The organism is Dorea sp. OM07-5 (genome assembly GCF_003481355.1).
Classification (GTDB): Bacteria; Bacillota; Clostridia; order Lachnospirales; family Lachnospiraceae; genus Dorea_D; species Dorea_D hominis.
Genome location: NZ_QUKZ01000011.1, coordinates 38,014 through 53,879 on the forward strand (window position 1 = coordinate 38,014; position 15,866 = coordinate 53,879).

Annotated in this window: 15 protein-coding genes; 14 read left to right on the forward strand and 1 reads right to left on the reverse strand. The window is 42.1% G+C overall.

Going from position 1 to position 15,866, the window contains the following annotated elements; genetic code table 11:
* The first annotated feature begins 9 nt into the window (after positions 1 to 9).
* The 14 genes from DXC04_RS11025 to DXC04_RS11090 all read left to right on the forward strand — a co-directional run bounded on the left by DXC04_RS11025 (position 10) and on the right by DXC04_RS11090 (position 15,337).
* Positions 10 to 534 carry a hypothetical protein gene (locus DXC04_RS11025; protein ID WP_021861575.1) on the forward strand — a complete coding sequence of 175 codons (525 nt, stop codon included), beginning with the start codon at positions 10 to 12 and terminating at the stop codon, positions 532 to 534.
* A 15-nt stretch (positions 535 to 549) separates the two neighbouring features.
* A complete protein-coding gene (locus DXC04_RS11030; protein ID WP_118661028.1) occupies positions 550 to 2,391 on the forward strand; it encodes a peptidoglycan D,D-transpeptidase FtsI family protein in 1,842 nt (613 codons plus the stop codon).
* A 60-nt stretch (positions 2,392 to 2,451) separates the two neighbouring features.
* Positions 2,452 to 4,173 (forward strand): peptidoglycan D,D-transpeptidase FtsI family protein, encoded by a 1,722-nt coding sequence (locus DXC04_RS11035; protein ID WP_118661029.1) that lies wholly within the window; start codon positions 2,452 to 2,454, stop codon positions 4,171 to 4,173.
* 65 nt (positions 4,174 to 4,238) lie between these two features.
* Positions 4,239 to 5,195, forward strand: coding sequence for a phospho-N-acetylmuramoyl-pentapeptide-transferase (gene mraY, locus DXC04_RS11040; protein WP_021861572.1), 957 nt, complete (start codon positions 4,239 to 4,241; stop codon positions 5,193 to 5,195).
* Between the two features lie 9 nt (positions 5,196 to 5,204).
* A complete protein-coding gene (murD, locus tag DXC04_RS11045; protein WP_118287821.1) occupies positions 5,205 to 6,557 on the forward strand; it encodes a UDP-N-acetylmuramoyl-L-alanine--D-glutamate ligase in 1,353 nt (450 codons plus the stop codon).
* Between the two features lie 15 nt (positions 6,558 to 6,572).
* Positions 6,573 to 7,661: an FtsW/RodA/SpoVE family cell cycle protein gene (locus tag DXC04_RS11050; protein WP_021861570.1), complete on the forward strand. Its 1,089-nt coding sequence runs from the start codon at positions 6,573 to 6,575 to the stop codon at positions 7,659 to 7,661.
* 33 nt (positions 7,662 to 7,694) lie between these two features.
* A complete protein-coding gene (locus DXC04_RS11055; RefSeq protein WP_118661030.1) occupies positions 7,695 to 8,456 on the forward strand; it encodes a cell division protein FtsQ/DivIB in 762 nt (253 codons plus the stop codon).
* A 211-nt stretch (positions 8,457 to 8,667) separates the two neighbouring features.
* Positions 8,668 to 9,930, forward strand: a complete 1,263-nt coding sequence (gene ftsZ, locus DXC04_RS11060) for a cell division protein FtsZ (RefSeq protein ID WP_021861568.1) — start codon at positions 8,668 to 8,670, stop codon at positions 9,928 to 9,930.
* A gap of 226 nt (positions 9,931 to 10,156) precedes the next feature.
* Entirely contained in the window at positions 10,157 to 10,933 is a 777-nt protein-coding gene (locus tag DXC04_RS11065) for a sigma-E processing peptidase SpoIIGA (protein WP_158549926.1), read from the forward strand.
* Positions 10,934 to 10,944: 11 nt separating this feature from the next.
* Positions 10,945 to 11,685: an RNA polymerase sporulation sigma factor SigE gene (gene sigE / locus DXC04_RS11070; protein ID WP_021861567.1), complete on the forward strand. Its 741-nt coding sequence runs from the start codon at positions 10,945 to 10,947 to the stop codon at positions 11,683 to 11,685.
* Between the two features lie 104 nt (positions 11,686 to 11,789).
* The gene (locus DXC04_RS11075; RefSeq protein WP_021861566.1) at positions 11,790 to 13,397 is read left to right on the forward strand and encodes an MBL fold metallo-hydrolase RNA specificity domain-containing protein; all 1,608 of its coding nucleotides are present in this window, start codon (positions 11,790 to 11,792) and stop codon (positions 13,395 to 13,397) included.
* Positions 13,398 to 13,515: 118 nt separating this feature from the next.
* On the forward strand, positions 13,516 to 14,301 hold the full coding sequence (sigG, locus tag DXC04_RS11080; RefSeq protein WP_021861565.1) for an RNA polymerase sporulation sigma factor SigG: 786 nt from the start codon (positions 13,516 to 13,518) through the stop codon (positions 14,299 to 14,301).
* A 95-nt stretch (positions 14,302 to 14,396) separates the two neighbouring features.
* Entirely contained in the window at positions 14,397 to 15,044 is a 648-nt protein-coding gene (locus DXC04_RS11085; protein ID WP_021861564.1) for an HAD family hydrolase, read from the forward strand.
* A gap of 29 nt (positions 15,045 to 15,073) precedes the next feature.
* The gene (locus DXC04_RS11090; protein ID WP_021861563.1) at positions 15,074 to 15,337 is read left to right on the forward strand and encodes a hypothetical protein; all 264 of its coding nucleotides are present in this window, start codon (positions 15,074 to 15,076) and stop codon (positions 15,335 to 15,337) included.
* A 12-nt stretch (positions 15,338 to 15,349) separates the two neighbouring features.
* Here the strand turns inward: DXC04_RS11090 and DXC04_RS11095 are convergent, their stop codons facing one another.
* Positions 15,350 to 15,784: an FMN-binding protein gene (locus tag DXC04_RS11095; RefSeq protein ID WP_021861562.1), complete on the reverse strand. Its 435-nt coding sequence runs from the start codon at positions 15,782 to 15,784 to the stop codon at positions 15,350 to 15,352.
* Between the last annotated feature and the right edge of the window lie 82 nt (positions 15,785 to 15,866).

A 15,866-nucleotide genomic window follows, 5' to 3' on the forward strand; every position in this document is an offset into this window, starting at 1 on the left:
TGAGCGCGCATGGCATACAGACAGATGACAACAAGAAGAAGACAGAATGTACAAAGAGCGTCTTATGTTTACGGTAATGTTGTAAGACAACCGGCATACGAACCGGAAAGACGCGCGCAGGAACCCAAAAAGAAAAGGACAAGCAGACAGGTAAAGAAAAACCGCAGACAGGCTCTGCGAATGAACAGAGGATATGTTGTATTCATGGCGGTTGCAGCAATCGCCATGCTGCTTGTATGTATCAAGTATGTTAATTTGCAGTCAGCAAATATGAGCCACGCAAAAAAGATTTCAGCGATGGAAGAAGAACTGGCAACTCTGAAAGAAGAGAATACGACCAGATACAATGCAATCGTGGATTCTGTGAATCTGGACGAAGTGCGTAAAAAGGCTAAGAAAGACCTTGGCATGGTAGATGCTTCCGATTCTCAGGTCGTGGAATATAAAAAACCTTCTCTGGATTATGTAAAGCAATATGAAAGCATTCCAAAGGAAGGTGCACTTACAAAAGTACAGACGAAAAAAAGTAAATAACAGGTGAAGAAATAAATGGCAAGAAGAAAGAGAAATCCTTTTAAAAGGAAATTTAATAAGGCCATGCAAAAAAAGCTAGTCATGCTCTTTATGGGATTTGTACTGGCTTTTGTTTTTCTTGCAGGCCGGATTACTTATATTAATGCATCAAATGGTGACAAATATACAAAAGTGGTGCTGGACCAGCAACAGTATGACAGCCGTACAATCCCGTTTAAACGAGGAGATATCGTAGACCGTAATGGAACCAAGATGGCGACAAGTGAACGTATTTATAATGTTATTCTGGACATGAAGGCAATGCTCAGTAAGGACGATTATATAGAACCGACCATTGAAGCGTTGAAGAAATATTTTGATATTAAGGAAGAAGATATCCGAAAACTGATGAAGACCAACCCGTCCGGGCGTTATAACGTTCTGAAAAAAGGAATCGGCTATAAAGAAGCGAAAAAATTCAACATAATGAAGAACAGTGAGAAGTATTCGAATGTACAGGGAATCTGGCTTGAGGAAGATTATGAACGGAAATATCCGTATAACTCACTGGCAAGCGATACACTTGGGTTTACCGTAGATGGAAACATAGGAAGCAATGGAATTGAAGCATCTTATAACGAAGTCCTGAATGGTACAGATGGAAGAGAATATGGCTATCAGGATACAACCTCTACTTTTGAACAGACCGTAAAAGAGCCGGTCAATGGAAAGACAGTTGTCTCTACAATTGATTTGCAGGTACAGAGTATAGCGGAGAAGCATATTCTGGCGTTTAATAAAAAACATCAGAATGAAGCAAGAAAAGGAACCGGAAGTAAGGATACGGCAGTCATTGTAATGAATCCAAATAACGGAGAGATTCTTGCGGAAGCATCTTATCCGAATTACAATCTGAATAAGCCGAGAGATCTGTCAGCATATTATACAAAAAATGAACTTGCAAAGATGACGGATAAAGAGAAGATCGAGACACTTAACGCGCTGTGGAAGAATTTTTGTGTGACAGATACTTATGAACCAGGATCAACGATCAAACCATTTACGGTTGCAACGGGATTGGAACTGGGTGTATTGACAGGAAATGAAAGTTATAACTGTACCGGTGTACTCAGAGTAGGCGGACACGATATCCACTGCAGTCACCGTAATGGACATGGAATGCAGACACTTAAGCAGACACTTGAAAATTCCTGTAACGTTGCAATGATGCGGATCGGCGCGCAGATCGGAAAAGACGAATTCAGCCGTTATCAAAAGCTGTTTGGATTTGGCACATCGACGGGCATAGATCTTCCGGGTGAGGCAAGTACAGAAGGCCTTTTGTATTCACCGGAGAAAATGGATTCTGCCAGTCTTGCAACTAATGCTTTTGGACAGAATTTCAACGTAACAATGACTCAGCTTGCAGCTTCATTCAGTTCTCTGATCAATGGCGGCAGTTATTACAGACCGCATGTTGTAAGACAGATCAAAGATGAAAATGGAAATGTGACAGAGAGCAAGGACCCGGTGCTTGTACGGAAAACGATTTCTCAGGAGACCTGCGATGTAGTGAAAGATTACATGCGCGGGGTAGTTACAAACGGAACCGGAAAGACGGCAGCCGTTAAGGGATACGATGTGGGCGGAAAGACTGGTACAGCGGAGAAACTCCCAAGAAGGAATGGAAAATATCTTGTATCTTTTATCGGATATGCACCGCAGAAAAATCCGCAGGTTGTTGTCTATATTGTGATCAATGAACCAAACGTCAGTGACCAGGCGAATAGCGGACTGGCAACCCAGCTCTCAGCAGATATTATGAAAGAGATTCTTCCGTATCTGGGAGTGGAAAAAATCTCAGACAGCAAGAATTAACAGAATAACCTTACATAAGCAGTAATAGATTATTACAAAGCTTGTGTGAGGTTTTTTTGTTTGAAGAACAGAACATATAATAAGAAGAAAATATTTTTTGTATTCTCCTGCGCGCTCATCCTGCTTATTCTGTTGTTCGGAAGACTTGCGTGGCTGATGATCTTCCGCGCAGAAGAATATCAGAAGAAAGCACAGCAGTTACATGAAAGAGAGCGCGATATTAAAGCTGCAAGAGGAGAAATCGTTGACCGGAATGGAAAAATCCTTGCAACAAACCGGACAGTCTGCACAATTTCTGTAATACACAGTCAGCTGAAAGATTCGGAAAAGGTAATTAAAATATTGACAAAAGCACTTCACATGGAAGAAGCGCAGGTGAGAAAAAAAGTGAAAAAAATATCATCTATGGAGAGGATTGCGTCAAATGTAGAGAAAAAGACGGGAGATAAGATTCGAAATCTTGGGCTGGATGGTGTTAAGGTAGACGAAGATTTTAAACGATATTATCCTTATGGAGAACTTGCATCAAAAGTTCTTGGATTTACAGGAGGGGATAATCAGGGAATCATTGGCCTGGAAGTGCAGTATGAAGATTATTTAAAAGGAATAAATGGGCAGATTTTGACAATCACAGATGCGAGAGGAATAGAACTGGACGAAGAAGCAGAAGGACGAAAAGAACCGGTAAAAGGCGACACACTGAAAATCAGTCTGGATGCAAATCTTCAAAAATATGCAGAGCAGATGGCAGAAAAAGTCATGGAAGAAAAACAGGCGGAAAAAGTTGCAATACTGCTTATGAATCCGCAGAATGGAGAAATATTTGCAATGGTTAATGTACCGGAATTTGATCTGAATGATCCTTTTTCGCTTCCAGGTGAAGAAAAGAAAAATCTGACGCCGGAAGAAGAACAGGATGCACTTAACAGGATGTGGCGTAATGAATGTATCAGTGATACATATGAGCCGGGTTCTACATTTAAGATCATTACGGCATCGGCGTGCCTGGAAGAAGGAGTGGTAAAGCTTTCGGATCATTTTCATTGCCCGGGTTATAAAGTTGTGGAAGACCGGAAAATCCGCTGCCATAAAGTGGGAGGACACGGTGCGGAAAATTTTGTGGAAGGGATTCAGAATTCCTGTAATCCGGTATTTATTGACATCGGACTCAGACTTGGAGTAAATGATTTCTATAAATATTTCCAGAAGTTTGGACTGCTTTCACCAACCGGTGTGGATCTGCCGGGAGAAGCTGGAACAATCCTGCATAAGAAAAATCGTGTAGGACAGGTAGAACTTGCAACTATGAGTTTTGGACAGTCTTTTCAGGTTACACCGATGCAGATGGCAGCAACGGTCAGTTCTCTTATAAATGGAGGAAAGAGAATTACACCTCATTTTGGAGTAGAAGTTACAGATTCAGAGAAAAAGAAGACGGAAGTCTTTTCTTATGGAAGAAAGAAGAGAATTCTCTCAGCGAAGACTTCAGAGATCATGCAGGAACTGCTGGAAGGAGTAGTGGCAAAAGGCTCTGGGAAAAAGGCATATGTAAAAGGATATCATATTGGGGGCAAAACAGCGACTTCCCAGACTTTGCCAAGAAGTGCCGGAAAATACATTTCTTCCTTTATAGGATTAGCTCCGGCAGAAAATCCACAGATTCTGGGCATGTGTGTGATCTATAATCCGAAAGGGATCTATTACGGGGGAACGATTGCAGCTCCGGTGATCGGAAACATTTTTCGGGAGACATTCCCGTATCTTGGCATTGAAAAAGAGTAGGAAATGAAGTATACTAGGTTCGTCGAGGACTTAACAGTCTGACAAAAAGATAAAAGAGGTGGATTATGAATTATACAGTATTTATGCCGGTATTGATTGCCTTTGCATTCAGTGCGATTCTGGGACCGATCATTATTCCGGTACTGCGAAAATTGAAGATGAATCAGACAGAGAGGGAAGATGGTGTGAAGTCCCATCTGAAGAAGGCAGGAACCCCGTCCATGGGTGGAGTGATCATCCTTTTGAGTGTGGTACTTACTTCAATCTTTTATATCAAAGATTATCCGAAGATCATCCCAATCCTGTTTGTGACAGTTGGCTTTGGTCTGATCGGTTTTCTGGATGATTATCTGAAAGTTGTGATGAAGCGTTCCGATGGTCTATATCCAAAACAGAAGATGGCATTACAGATCGTAGTTACTGCAATCTTCGCATTTTATGTGGTAAAATTCACGGATGTATCTCTGAAAATGCTCATTCCGTTCTCCGGAGGAAAATATCTGGATATCGGATGGCTGGCAATTGTCCTGATGTTTTTCGCTGTGATCGGCACAGTAAACGGTGTCAATTTCACTGACGGTCTGGATGGACTGGCATCCAGCGTAACCGTTCTTGTTGCAACATTTTTTACGGTTGTTGCGATCGGAACGAAAAGTGGAATCGAACCTGTAACATGTGCAGTTGTTGGTGCGCTGCTTGGATTTTTATTATTTAATGTATATCCGGCAAGTGTATTTATGGGAGATACAGGATCTCTTGCCCTTGGCGGTTTTGTGGCTTCAACAGCTTATATGCTTCAGATGCCGATCTTCATCCTGATCGTAGGACTGATCTATCTGGTAGAAGTATTATCGGTTATGATCCAAGTCACATATTTTAAGAAAACCGGAGGAAAACGTATTTTTAAAATGGCGCCGATCCATCATCATTTTGAGCTGTGTGGATGGTCAGAAACGCGTGTGGTCGCAGTATTTTCAATTATTACGGCTCTGTTGTGTCTCGTAGCGCTTATGGCAATGTAGGAGGAGAAAATGGAAGTAACAGGAAAGAAAGTACTGGTATTCGGTTCCGGTATCAGCGGAATCGGAGCTGTAAAATTATTGGAAGATCATGGAGCAGAGGTTATTCTTTACGATGGAAATGACAAGTTGGATAAAGTTGCTATGAAAGAACAGCTTGGGGATGGAGTAAAAGCAGAGATTATCCTTGGTGAATTTCCGGAGAAACTGATTGATACATTAGATATTGCAGTGTTGAGCCCAGGAGTACCAACAGACCTTCCGGTTGTAAATGCAATGCGTGATAAGAAGGTTGCTGTGATCGGTGAAGTAGAGCTTGCGTATGCATTTGGAAAAGGTGATGTGCTAGCAATTACCGGTACGAACGGTAAGACGACAACAACAACGCTTCTCGGTGAGATCATGAAAGCATACAAAGAGCATACATATGTTGTAGGTAATATCGGTAATCCGTATACTGTGGCAGCAAGACAGATGGAAGAAGATGCAGTTGCAGTTGCAGAGATGAGCAGTTTCCAGCTTGAGAGCATCGTAACATTCCGTCCGAAGGTCAGCGCGATCCTTAACTTTACACCGGATCATCTGAATCGTCATCACACGATGGAAGCATATGTGAATGCAAAGAAGAATATTGCAAAGAACCAGACAGCAGAAGATTACTGTATTCTGAACTACGAGGACGAGAGAACGAGAGAGTTCGGAGAACACATAGATGCACAGGTGATCTATTTCAGCAGCAGACAGAAGCTGGAAAAAGGAATATATCTGGATAACGGGAATATGATTTATAAGAACCCGGAAGAAGTGCTTGTATGCAATGTAGATGAATTACAGCTTCTCGGTATGCACAATTATGAGAATTATATGGCGGCTGTTGCGATGGCAGCAGTATATGGTGTGCCGATGGATATTATCCGCAAAGTGATCCGTGCATTTAAAGGTGTAGAACATCGTATCGAATATGTAACAGAAAAGAACGGTGTTGTTTATTATAATGATTCCAAAGGAACCAATCCAGATGCTGCGATCAAAGGAATCCAGGCAATGAACCGCAGAACGGTGCTGCTTGGCGGAGGATATGACAAAGGCTCCGAGTTTACAGAGTGGATCAATGCATTTGATGGAAAGGTTAAGAAACTGATCCTGATTGGCGCAACAAAGGAAAAGATTGCTGCAGATGCAGAAAAATGTGGTTTCCATGATTATGTGTTTGCAGATACTTTTGAAGAGGCAGTCCTTCTTGCAGCAAAGACAGCCGAGAGTGGAGATGCAGTGCTTCTGTCACCGGCATGTGCAAGTTGGGGAATGTTCCCGAATTATGAAGTACGTGGAGATGAATTTAAAAGAATTGTAAATTCCTTATAAGGAGTGCAAAATAGTTTGACCACGTTCAAGGTAAGAGTGAAAAAATATGATCTGACACTGCTGGTTGTGCTGATGCTTTTAATTCTGGCGGGACTTGTGATCCTGTACAGTACAAGTGTCTATAATGGCGAAGTGAAGTTTCACGATGCCATGTACTATCTGAAAAAGCAATTATTTGCAACAGCACTGGGACTGGCGGTGATGTATCTGGTAGCAGGTATTGATTATCATATCTGGAAATATGCTGCTGTAGCTGGCTATGTGGGAGCGGTGGCTCTTTCCGTTTTAGTCCTTTTAGCAGGAGAAGAATACAATGGGTCCAAAAGATGGTTGTCTTTGGGCCCTTTTTCGTTTCAGCCTTCTGAATATGCCAAGGTCGCACTGATTTTATTTCTTGCATGGATGGTAAATAAAAATGCTAAGAAAATAGAGAAGATTACGATATTATTCAAGGTACTGTTCTGTATCCTGCCAATTGTAGGGCTGGTCGGAGCAAGTAATCTGAGTACAGCGATCATCATTCTTGGAATCGGAGTGATTCTTGTATTTGTGGCAAGTCCGAAATATGTACAGTTCATCTGGATGGGAGTGATCGGGACAGGATTTATGACGGTATTTCTCATGCTTGAGAGCTATCGCCTGGAGCGCCTTCTAATCTGGCGTAATCCAGAGCAGTTTGCCAAAGGATATCAGACAGTGCAGGGACTGTATGCAATCGGTTCCGGAGGACTGTTCGGCAGAGGGCTTGGCAGAGGAATCCAGAAACTTGGGTTTGTTCCGGAGGCGCAGAATGACATGATTTTTTCTATCATTTGTGAGGAATTTGGGCTGGCAGGCGCCGGCTTTTTGATTTTTTTATTTTTACTGTTATTGTGGCGCTTTTTTGTGATTGCGGTGCATGCGAAGGATCTGTTTGGCGCGCTGATCGTGTCGGGTGCGATGGCACATCTGATGATTCAGGTCATACTGAATATCGCTGTTGTCACCAATGCGATTCCAAATACAGGGATTACATTGCCGTTTGTCAGCTATGGGGGAACGTCGATCGTGTTTCTTCTTGCAGAAATGGGACTTGTGCTGAATGTGTCAACAATGGTAAGATAAAAAAAGCGAAAAGAGCTTTTAGGAGGCAGACAGATGGAAAGAGAAAGAAATGCAAGGCGCAGAAAGAACGCAAAGAAAAAGAAACAGGCGCAGAGAATCTATGCACTGGTTGTTCTGATAAGCGGACTTGCGATTATTATAATGACGGTCCTGCTTTTGTTTCATATACAGAGGATTGAAGTAAAAGGAAATGAATACTGTTCGGACAGGGAAGTGGCAGAGAGCATAAAAAGTGGCAGGCTTTCTACAAATTCCCTGTATCTGGTATTACAGTATGGGATGGGAAAAGGAAACGTGCTCCCGTGTTTTGAAAGTATGCAGGTATCTATGAAAAATCCATGGACCGTGCAGATCCGTGTAAAGGAAAAGACAATTGTTGCCGGTATGAAAGAGGGAGAACAGTATGTTTATTTTGATTCAGAAGGACTTGTTGTAGATAAAAGTGCCGTAAAAAAAATGGTGCCTCTTGTAGAAGGCATCACGTTGACTTCCAGTGGTGAGTACAAGGTATTGGAATGTGCAGATACAAAACTTTTTTCGGAAGTACTGGATGCGTGCCGGGAATTACAGAATTATAATCTGTCAGTGGACAAGATTACCTGCAGGAATGACAGGATCTATTTGCGGATTGCAAATGTAAAAGTAAATCTTGGAGAGAGCATTTCCGCAGAGAAGATTGCACAGATCCCGCCAATTATCGAAAAACTGGGCGGGCAGGAAGGAACTCTGCATTTGGAAAATTACGCTGACGGGCAGGAAACGATCACATTTGAAAAAGCAAAAAAATCAAAATAAAAATAAGAAAAATTCCGCAATTCTATTGATATTTTATACAAAAGCCTATATTATATAATATATATGGCAAGCTGTACTTTTGTATGTGTTGCTTTATGTATAACGCATCGTGCCGCAGTGCCGCAGGATCGGGGAAGATGGCACGGCGGGATACTCGAAGAGTATGGGATGTATAATATATATAATAAGGATAACAAAGGAGGAGAAACCCTTGCTAGAAATTAAGACAAATGAATCAGAAGCAGCGGCAAAGATAATTGTTGTTGGAGTAGGTGGCGGAGGAAATAACGCCGTGAACCGTATGATCGATGAACAGATTGCCGGTGTGGAATTTATAGCTATTAATACAGATAAACAGGCTTTACAGTTATGTAAGGCACCGACACTTATGCAGATTGGTGACAAGATTACAAAAGGACTTGGCGCCGGAGCAAGACCTGAAGTAGGTGAGAAAGCTGCCGAAGAGAGTGCAGAAGAGATTTCCGCAGCACTGAAAGGTGCAGACATGGTATTCGTTACTTGCGGTATGGGCGGCGGAACCGGAACAGGAGCAACTCCTGTTGTGGCAAGAATTGCAAAAGAGCAGGGTGCATTAACTGTCGGAGTTGTAACAAAGCCATTCCGTTTTGAGTCCAAGACACGTATGAGCAATGCCCTTGGCGGAATTGAAAAGTTAAAAGAGAGCGTAGATACTCTGATTGTTATCCCGAATGACAAGTTATTAGAGATCGTTGACAGACGCACAACTATGCCGGAAGCTCTGAAGAAAGCTGACGAAGTATTGCAGCAGGGTATTCAGGGTATTACCGACCTGATCAATGTTCCTTCACTGATCAACCTGGACTTCGCAGATGTTCAGACTGTTATGACAGACAAGGGTATCGCACATATCGGTATCGGTCAGGGTCGTGGTGATGACAAAGCACTGGAAGCTGTGAAACAGGCAGTTGCCAGTCCTCTTCTTGAGACAACGATTGCAGGTGCATCTCATGTTATCATTAATGTATCTGGTGATATTACGTTGATGGATGCTTCTGATGCGGCAGAATTTGTGCAGGATCTTGCAGGAGAAGAAGCCAATATTATCTTCGGTGCTATGTATGATGATTCCAGAGCTGATGAAGCAACGATTACAGTTATCGCTACCGGTCTTCACAATGTAGAAGGAAGCGCTTCTAAGTTAAAATCAAGACTGGAGAACAGAACTGCGCCGGCAGGAACCGTACATCACAGAGAATATGAAAGAGAGAGAGTTGCGCAGCCGATGAGAACACAGTCTCATATTCAGCAGCACGCTCAGTCATCCCAGAAACTGGATGCTGGCATGGCATCTGCAAAGAGCAGTGCATCCGCTTCCGGACAGCAGGTTAGAAGAGCGATGGGAGGAACAGCACCGACTCTTGAGACACCGAGAACACCTACGAGCAAGGTGAAGGAACAGTCCATCAAGATTCCGGATTTCTTTAAGAAATAAGTGTTTTTGTAAACAAAATAAAGACATAAGCAACAAAGAAGCCTACATTTTTATCGACAGATGAAGATGCAGGCTTCTTTGTTTGTTTTATTGCTGTCAGTTTCCGTCGAAAGAAACTGACAAAATCACGCCAGATTCTGACAAAATTCTAAAGGGCATATCTTTATAATAATAATTGCACATGGACCAAATCGATTTAGTTTCCAAAGGAAAAAGAAGGTGGAAAATGCAGTACGAACTGTACATAGATGTATTTTTCCTGATCAATGCCATTATGGATTGGATGCTCCTTAAGATAACAGGGAAAATCCTTTCGTGTAAAGTAGGAAAAATGCGTATCCTGTGGGGAGCATTTCTTGGAGCATTTTTGACATGTATTGTCTGGAGTATTCCTGGTATTCCAGGAATTTTGAAACTGCTTTTTTTCTACACTTTTGTAAATGTTGTTATGATTCAGGCAGGACTGGGAATCAGAAGAAGCAGAGAGCTTGTGAGAGCGTTCATCGTTCTCGGAATCAGCGCAGTGCTTATGGCAGGTATTCTGTCCCTGTTTCGGCAATATATCCGTTATGGCAGCCTTTTCTTTGGATGTGTGATTGCGGGGGACTACCTGGCAGGTGGAATTCTCTGGATGTTACAGCAGTTGTTCAGAAAGAAATTCGGAACATGCAGAATCCGTCTGGAGCATGCGGGGCAGAACTATGATGGAAAAGCACTGATTGATACGGGAAACCGTCTGCGTGATCCGGTCAGTGGAGAACCGGTAAATATACTGGATCCGGAAATAGCGGAATGTCTGCTGAAAGAAGAAATTCCACAGATGCGTGAGATCGCATATCACAGTATTGGGAAAGAAAATGGTGTTATGAAAGCTTTCCGGATAGAAAGAATGATATTTCCAGAGAAGGAAAATATGGTCATAAAGAACGGATTAGTTGCGGTCAGTGAGGAAAAGATCCTATGCGAAGATTGTCGGATGATTCTGAATCCTGATATATTTTAGGAGGAAATCATATGGTAATTAAAGTTGCAGTACCGAATCAGTTCAAATTAAAAATCATTCCGGGTATCCGTACATTTTTATTTCCGGATCATCGGGAAATCCATTATATAGGAGGATCGGAGATTCTTCCGGCACCACTTTCACCGGAGAAGGAAGAAGCGACGATCAGAAGTCTTAAGAATGGAGATGCGAATGAAGCAAGAAAGCTTCTGATCGAACATAATCTTCGTCTGGTTGTGTATATAGCAAAGAAATTTGATAATACGGGAGTTGGTGTGGAAGATCTGATTTCCATCGGAACGATCGGACTGATCAAAGCGATCAATACGTTCAATCCGGAGAAAAAAATCAAGCTTGCTACATATGCATCCAGATGCATTGAAAATGAGATTTTAATGTATCTGCGCAGAAATAATAAAACAAAGATGGAAGTATCGATTGATGAGCCGTTAAATGTGGATTGGGATGGAAATGAGCTGCTGCTTTCAGATATACTTGGCACGGATGAAGATACCATTTACCGGGATATGGAGCAGGAAGCAGAAAAGAAAGTGTTGTTTGGGGCAATCAACCGGCTGAGCGCAAGGGAGCAGACGATCATACGAATGCGATTCGGATTGAATGATGCGAAAGGTGAAGAAAAAACACAGAAAGAAGTGGCGGATATTCTTGGCATATCCCAGTCTTATATTTCGAGGCTGGAAAAGAAGATCATGCAGAGACTGAAAAAAGAAATGTTGAAGTATTCTTGATGATCATTAATGCATGTGAAAAATGCCGAAAAATGACTAATATTCAGAAAATATAGAAAAAGAAATGGAAAAGTGGTACAATAAAGAAAAAAGGGGCTGATGATATGAAACTTATATTTATCGGTGCAGACCATGAAGTTACAGGAAGCTGCCACTTGATTGAGGCATGCGGAAAACATATTCTCGTAGACTGTGGAATGGAACAGGGACCGGATCTGTATGAGAATCAGGAGATCCCGGTAAAGGCAGGAGACATCGATTATGTGCTTCTGACACATGCACATATTGATCATTCTGGAAAGATTCCGCTGTTGTGCAAGGAAGGTTTCAGAGGAGAGATCATATCTACATTTGCAACAGCAGACCTCTGCGATATCATGCTTCGTGACAGTGCACATATCCAGGAGTTTGAAGCACAGTGGAGAAACAGGAAGGCAATGCGAAGTGGCGAACCATTATATGAGCCGTTATATACGATGGAGCATGCAATGGCAGCAATCAAACTTCTGCATCCGTGTGATTATGAACAGCGGATCACACTCTGTGACGGTATTGATATCCGTTTTACAGATGTGGGGCATCTGCTTGGATCAGCAGCGATTGAAATCTGGATCACAGAAGAAGGCGAGACGAGAAAACTCGTATTTTCCGGTGACGTGGGGAATGTGAACCAGCCGATCATCAAAGACCCAAAAACAGTAAAAGAAGCAGATTATGTTGTGATCGAATCGACGTACGGTAATCGTACACACGGAGAAGATATTCCGGATTATGTAGGAGAATTTACAAGAATCCTGCGAGAAACATTTGCGAAAGGAGGAAATGTTGTAATTCCGTCTTTTGCTGTTGGGAGAACACAGGAAATCCTGTATTTTATCCGTGAGATCAAAGAGAAGAATCTGCTTCCGGAATATCCGGGATTTGAAGTATATGTAGACAGCCCTCTTGCGATAGAAGCAACGAACGTATTTCAAAAAAATGTACAGTCTTGCTTTGATGAAGATGCAATGAAACTGATACAGCAGGGAATCAACCCGCTTGTATTTCCGGGCTTACGCACAACGATTACAAGTGATGAGTCAAAACTGATCAATTTTGATGAAAAACCAAAAGTTATACTGTCAGCATCTGGTATGTGTGAAGCTGGCCGTATCAGACATCATCTGAAACACAATCTGTGGAGAAAAGAATGTACGATCTGCTTTGTAGGCTATCAGGCAGTGGGAACATTGGGAAGAAAGTTGATCGAGGGAGCACAGGTTGTAAAACTGTTCGGTGAAAATGTGGAAGTCAATGCGAAAATCGAAGTGCTGAAAGGTATCAGTGGCCATGCAGATATGAACGGACTGCTATACTGGATGAGTGGGTTTACTTCTGATATCCGGCATGTCTTTGTCGTACACGGAGAAGATCAGGTAACAGATGAATTTGCTGCTCTTATTGAGGAAAAATTTGGCTATCCGGCGTTTGCACCTTATTCCGGCGGAAGCGTAAATCTGCTGACCGGAGAGATTATAAGTGAAGGTATACGGATGCCGAAGAAAGCATCTGAGAAACCGGAGAAAATCCGGAAACATACCGCATTTGAACGTGTGGTTGCGGCTGCGAAGAGACTGCTGGAGGTCGTTTATAAGAATGAGGGACTCGCCAATAAAGAGCTTGCAAAATTAGAATCCCAGATCCAGAATCTTGCAGATAAATGGGACAGATAGAAAAGAATGTCAAGGGATAAAAGTTTTTTTATTTTATCTTAAGACCGCATAACGTGTGTAGATATGGAGATGATTTCTACTAGAAAAGAAAGTACATCTGGTAGAGGAGGATCTCGATATGACACAGGGAAAAGTAGAAATATGTGGAGTGAATACAGCAAAGCTTCCAATCCTGAGTGAAAAGGAGAAGGAAGCTTTGTTTGCGCGTATAAAAGAAGGAGATGAAGAGGCGAAAGATGCTTATATCAAAGGAAATCTAAGGCTGGTGCTGAGTGTGATCCGGCGCTTTTCTGCGAGCAGTGAAAACTCGGATGATTTATTTCAGATCGGCTGTATCGGTCTTATTAAAGCAATCAATAATTTTAATACAGAATTGGACGTAAAGTTTTCTACTTATGCAGTTCCGATGATCGTTGGAGAAATCCGTCGTTATATGCGGGATAACAATTCCATCCGTGTTAGCAGATCCCTGCGAGATACAGCGTACAAAGCGATTTACGCAAGGGAAAATTATATGAAACAGTATCAGAAAGAGCCGACCGTGCAGGAAATTGCAAAAGAAGTAGGCATATCGAAAGAAGATATTGTCTTTGCGATGGACGCAATCCAGACACCGGTAAGTCTGCAGGAGCCGGTGTATAACGATGGCGGAGATGCACTTTATGTGATGGATCAGATCAGTGACCATAAAAATAAAGAAGACAGATGGATTGAGAATCTGTCACTGGAAGCGGCAATGAACCGTTTAAATGAAAGAGAGAGGTATATCATTGATCTGCGCTTTTTTGAAGGAAAAACACAGATGGAAGTGTCGGATGAAATTGGAATTTCACAGGCACAGGTCAGCAGACTGGAAAAAAATGCGCTGCGTATTATGCGGCGCTATCTTGGGGACGGAAAATGATTCCGTTCCTTTTTGATTGCAGATTGAAAGGAATTTTTAGTTGCATTTTAGAACAGGTCATACTATTATATTAATTGCATGGAGGACATAAGAAAATGAAAGCTTGTATTTTTGATTTAGATGGAACACTTACAGATACTCTGGAATCGCTTGTATATTCCGTACGCGCCACATTGAGAGAGATGGGATTGCCGGAGATTACGAAAGAGCAGTGCAGAACTTTTGTTGGAAATGGTGCCAGACGTCTGATGGAAGAATCGCTGGCAGCTGTCGGTGATGAGAATGCAGAACGGCTGGAAGAAGGAATGCAGGTTTATGGAAGAATATTTGATGAGAACTGTACATATCATGTAACACCTTACGAAGGAATTGTTAAGATGCTTGAAGCATTGAAAGACAGAGGAATCAAACTCGCCGTATTATCCAACAAACCACATGCACAGGCGGTAAAGGTTGTGCGTAAGATCTTTGGTGACGGAGTGTTTGATTACGTGTCCGGGCAGCAGGAAGGAATCAGGAGAAAACCCGCGCCGGATGGTGTATGGCATATTCTGGAGGTACTGGGTGCAGAGGCATCGGAATGTCTGTATGTGGGAGATTCTGAAGTGGATATAGAAACGGGAAAGAATGCAGGTCTTAAGACGATTAGTGTAACTTGGGGCTTCCGTTCCGAACAGGAATTAAGAGAAGCAGATCCGGAGCATATGATCGCGAAGCCGGCAGATCTTCTTGCATATGTTTAAAAGTCTATGAGAGGAAGGAGGAAAAGAGCATGTATGAGTATGATGAGGAATGTCTGAAAACATTTCTGGAGAATCAGTCACAGCTTTTTGACGAGCCGGTGGCAGAGACGCTGGAAGGAGCAGAAGCTTTTCTGGAGGAATGCATGGCAACGATCGTAGAGAATATTGATGAAGTCCGTGAATTTCTTGAAGAAGAGGGACTTGACGTTGAAGGAATGTCTTCTGAAGAACTGGAAGACGCATCTGAAGTATTCGTACTTCCGGGGGGACGTTATTTGATCGTAGAAGGATAGGAAAAGCCGCAGCTATTTGGATGCTGCGGCTTTTTCTAACGCTTCTTGTATTGCATTTATAATGATCTGGGAAGTGTAAGGATTGTCTTTGGAGTAGGAGATATTTTCTAAAGACTGTTTTTCGTAGACCTGGTCGGCAATCTCTTCGAGAGTGGGCTGTATCAGTGGGTACATGGCAGTAACAGATTCGCTTAAGTTTGTGAATCGGATTGAACTAATTTTGGAACTGTCAACGGTTACTTCCACTTCCAGATCTGTATTATTTAAAGTGAGGGAAGAAGAATAAGTTCCCGGCGTATATGTCTGGCCGGAAGTCTTTTTTTCTTCCTTTTTTGGTCCGAACATAAAGAAAAGAAGTAAAATCAGTATAAGTGCAAGAACAGCAAATACGACTGTATATATAATTTCTCTCATATGCAGTACAATTATTTTAGTTTTGGAACTCATCAGCGACCTCCTGTATATTATAGATTCTATTTGCTTTCTATAATGTATGAAAAAAAACGGAAAAATATACATGTATTTTTTC

Coding starts and splice junctions, on each gene's coding strand:
- DXC04_RS11055 (WP_118661030.1), top strand. CDS start 7,695: ATGGAAAGAGAAAGAAATGCAAGGCGCAGAAAGAACGCAAAGAAAAAG.
- sigE (WP_021861567.1), top strand. CDS start 10,945: ATGGTAATTAAAGTTGCAGTACCGAATCAGTTCAAATTAAAAATCATT.
- murD (WP_118287821.1), top strand. CDS start 5,205: ATGGAAGTAACAGGAAAGAAAGTACTGGTATTCGGTTCCGGTATCAGC.
- DXC04_RS11095 (WP_021861562.1), bottom strand. CDS start 15,784: ATGAGTTCCAAAACTAAAATAATTGTACTGCATATGAGAGAAATTATA.
- DXC04_RS11075 (WP_021861566.1), top strand. CDS start 11,790: ATGAAACTTATATTTATCGGTGCAGACCATGAAGTTACAGGAAGCTGC.
- DXC04_RS11090 (WP_021861563.1), top strand. CDS start 15,074: ATGTATGAGTATGATGAGGAATGTCTGAAAACATTTCTGGAGAATCAG.
- DXC04_RS11025 (WP_021861575.1), top strand. CDS start 10: ATGGCATACAGACAGATGACAACAAGAAGAAGACAGAATGTACAAAGA.
- DXC04_RS11065 (WP_158549926.1), top strand. CDS start 10,157: ATGCAGTACGAACTGTACATAGATGTATTTTTCCTGATCAATGCCATT.
- DXC04_RS11085 (WP_021861564.1), top strand. CDS start 14,397: ATGAAAGCTTGTATTTTTGATTTAGATGGAACACTTACAGATACTCTG.
- mraY (WP_021861572.1), top strand. CDS start 4,239: ATGAATTATACAGTATTTATGCCGGTATTGATTGCCTTTGCATTCAGT.
- sigG (WP_021861565.1), top strand. CDS start 13,516: ATGACACAGGGAAAAGTAGAAATATGTGGAGTGAATACAGCAAAGCTT.
- DXC04_RS11030 (WP_118661028.1), top strand. CDS start 550: ATGGCAAGAAGAAAGAGAAATCCTTTTAAAAGGAAATTTAATAAGGCC.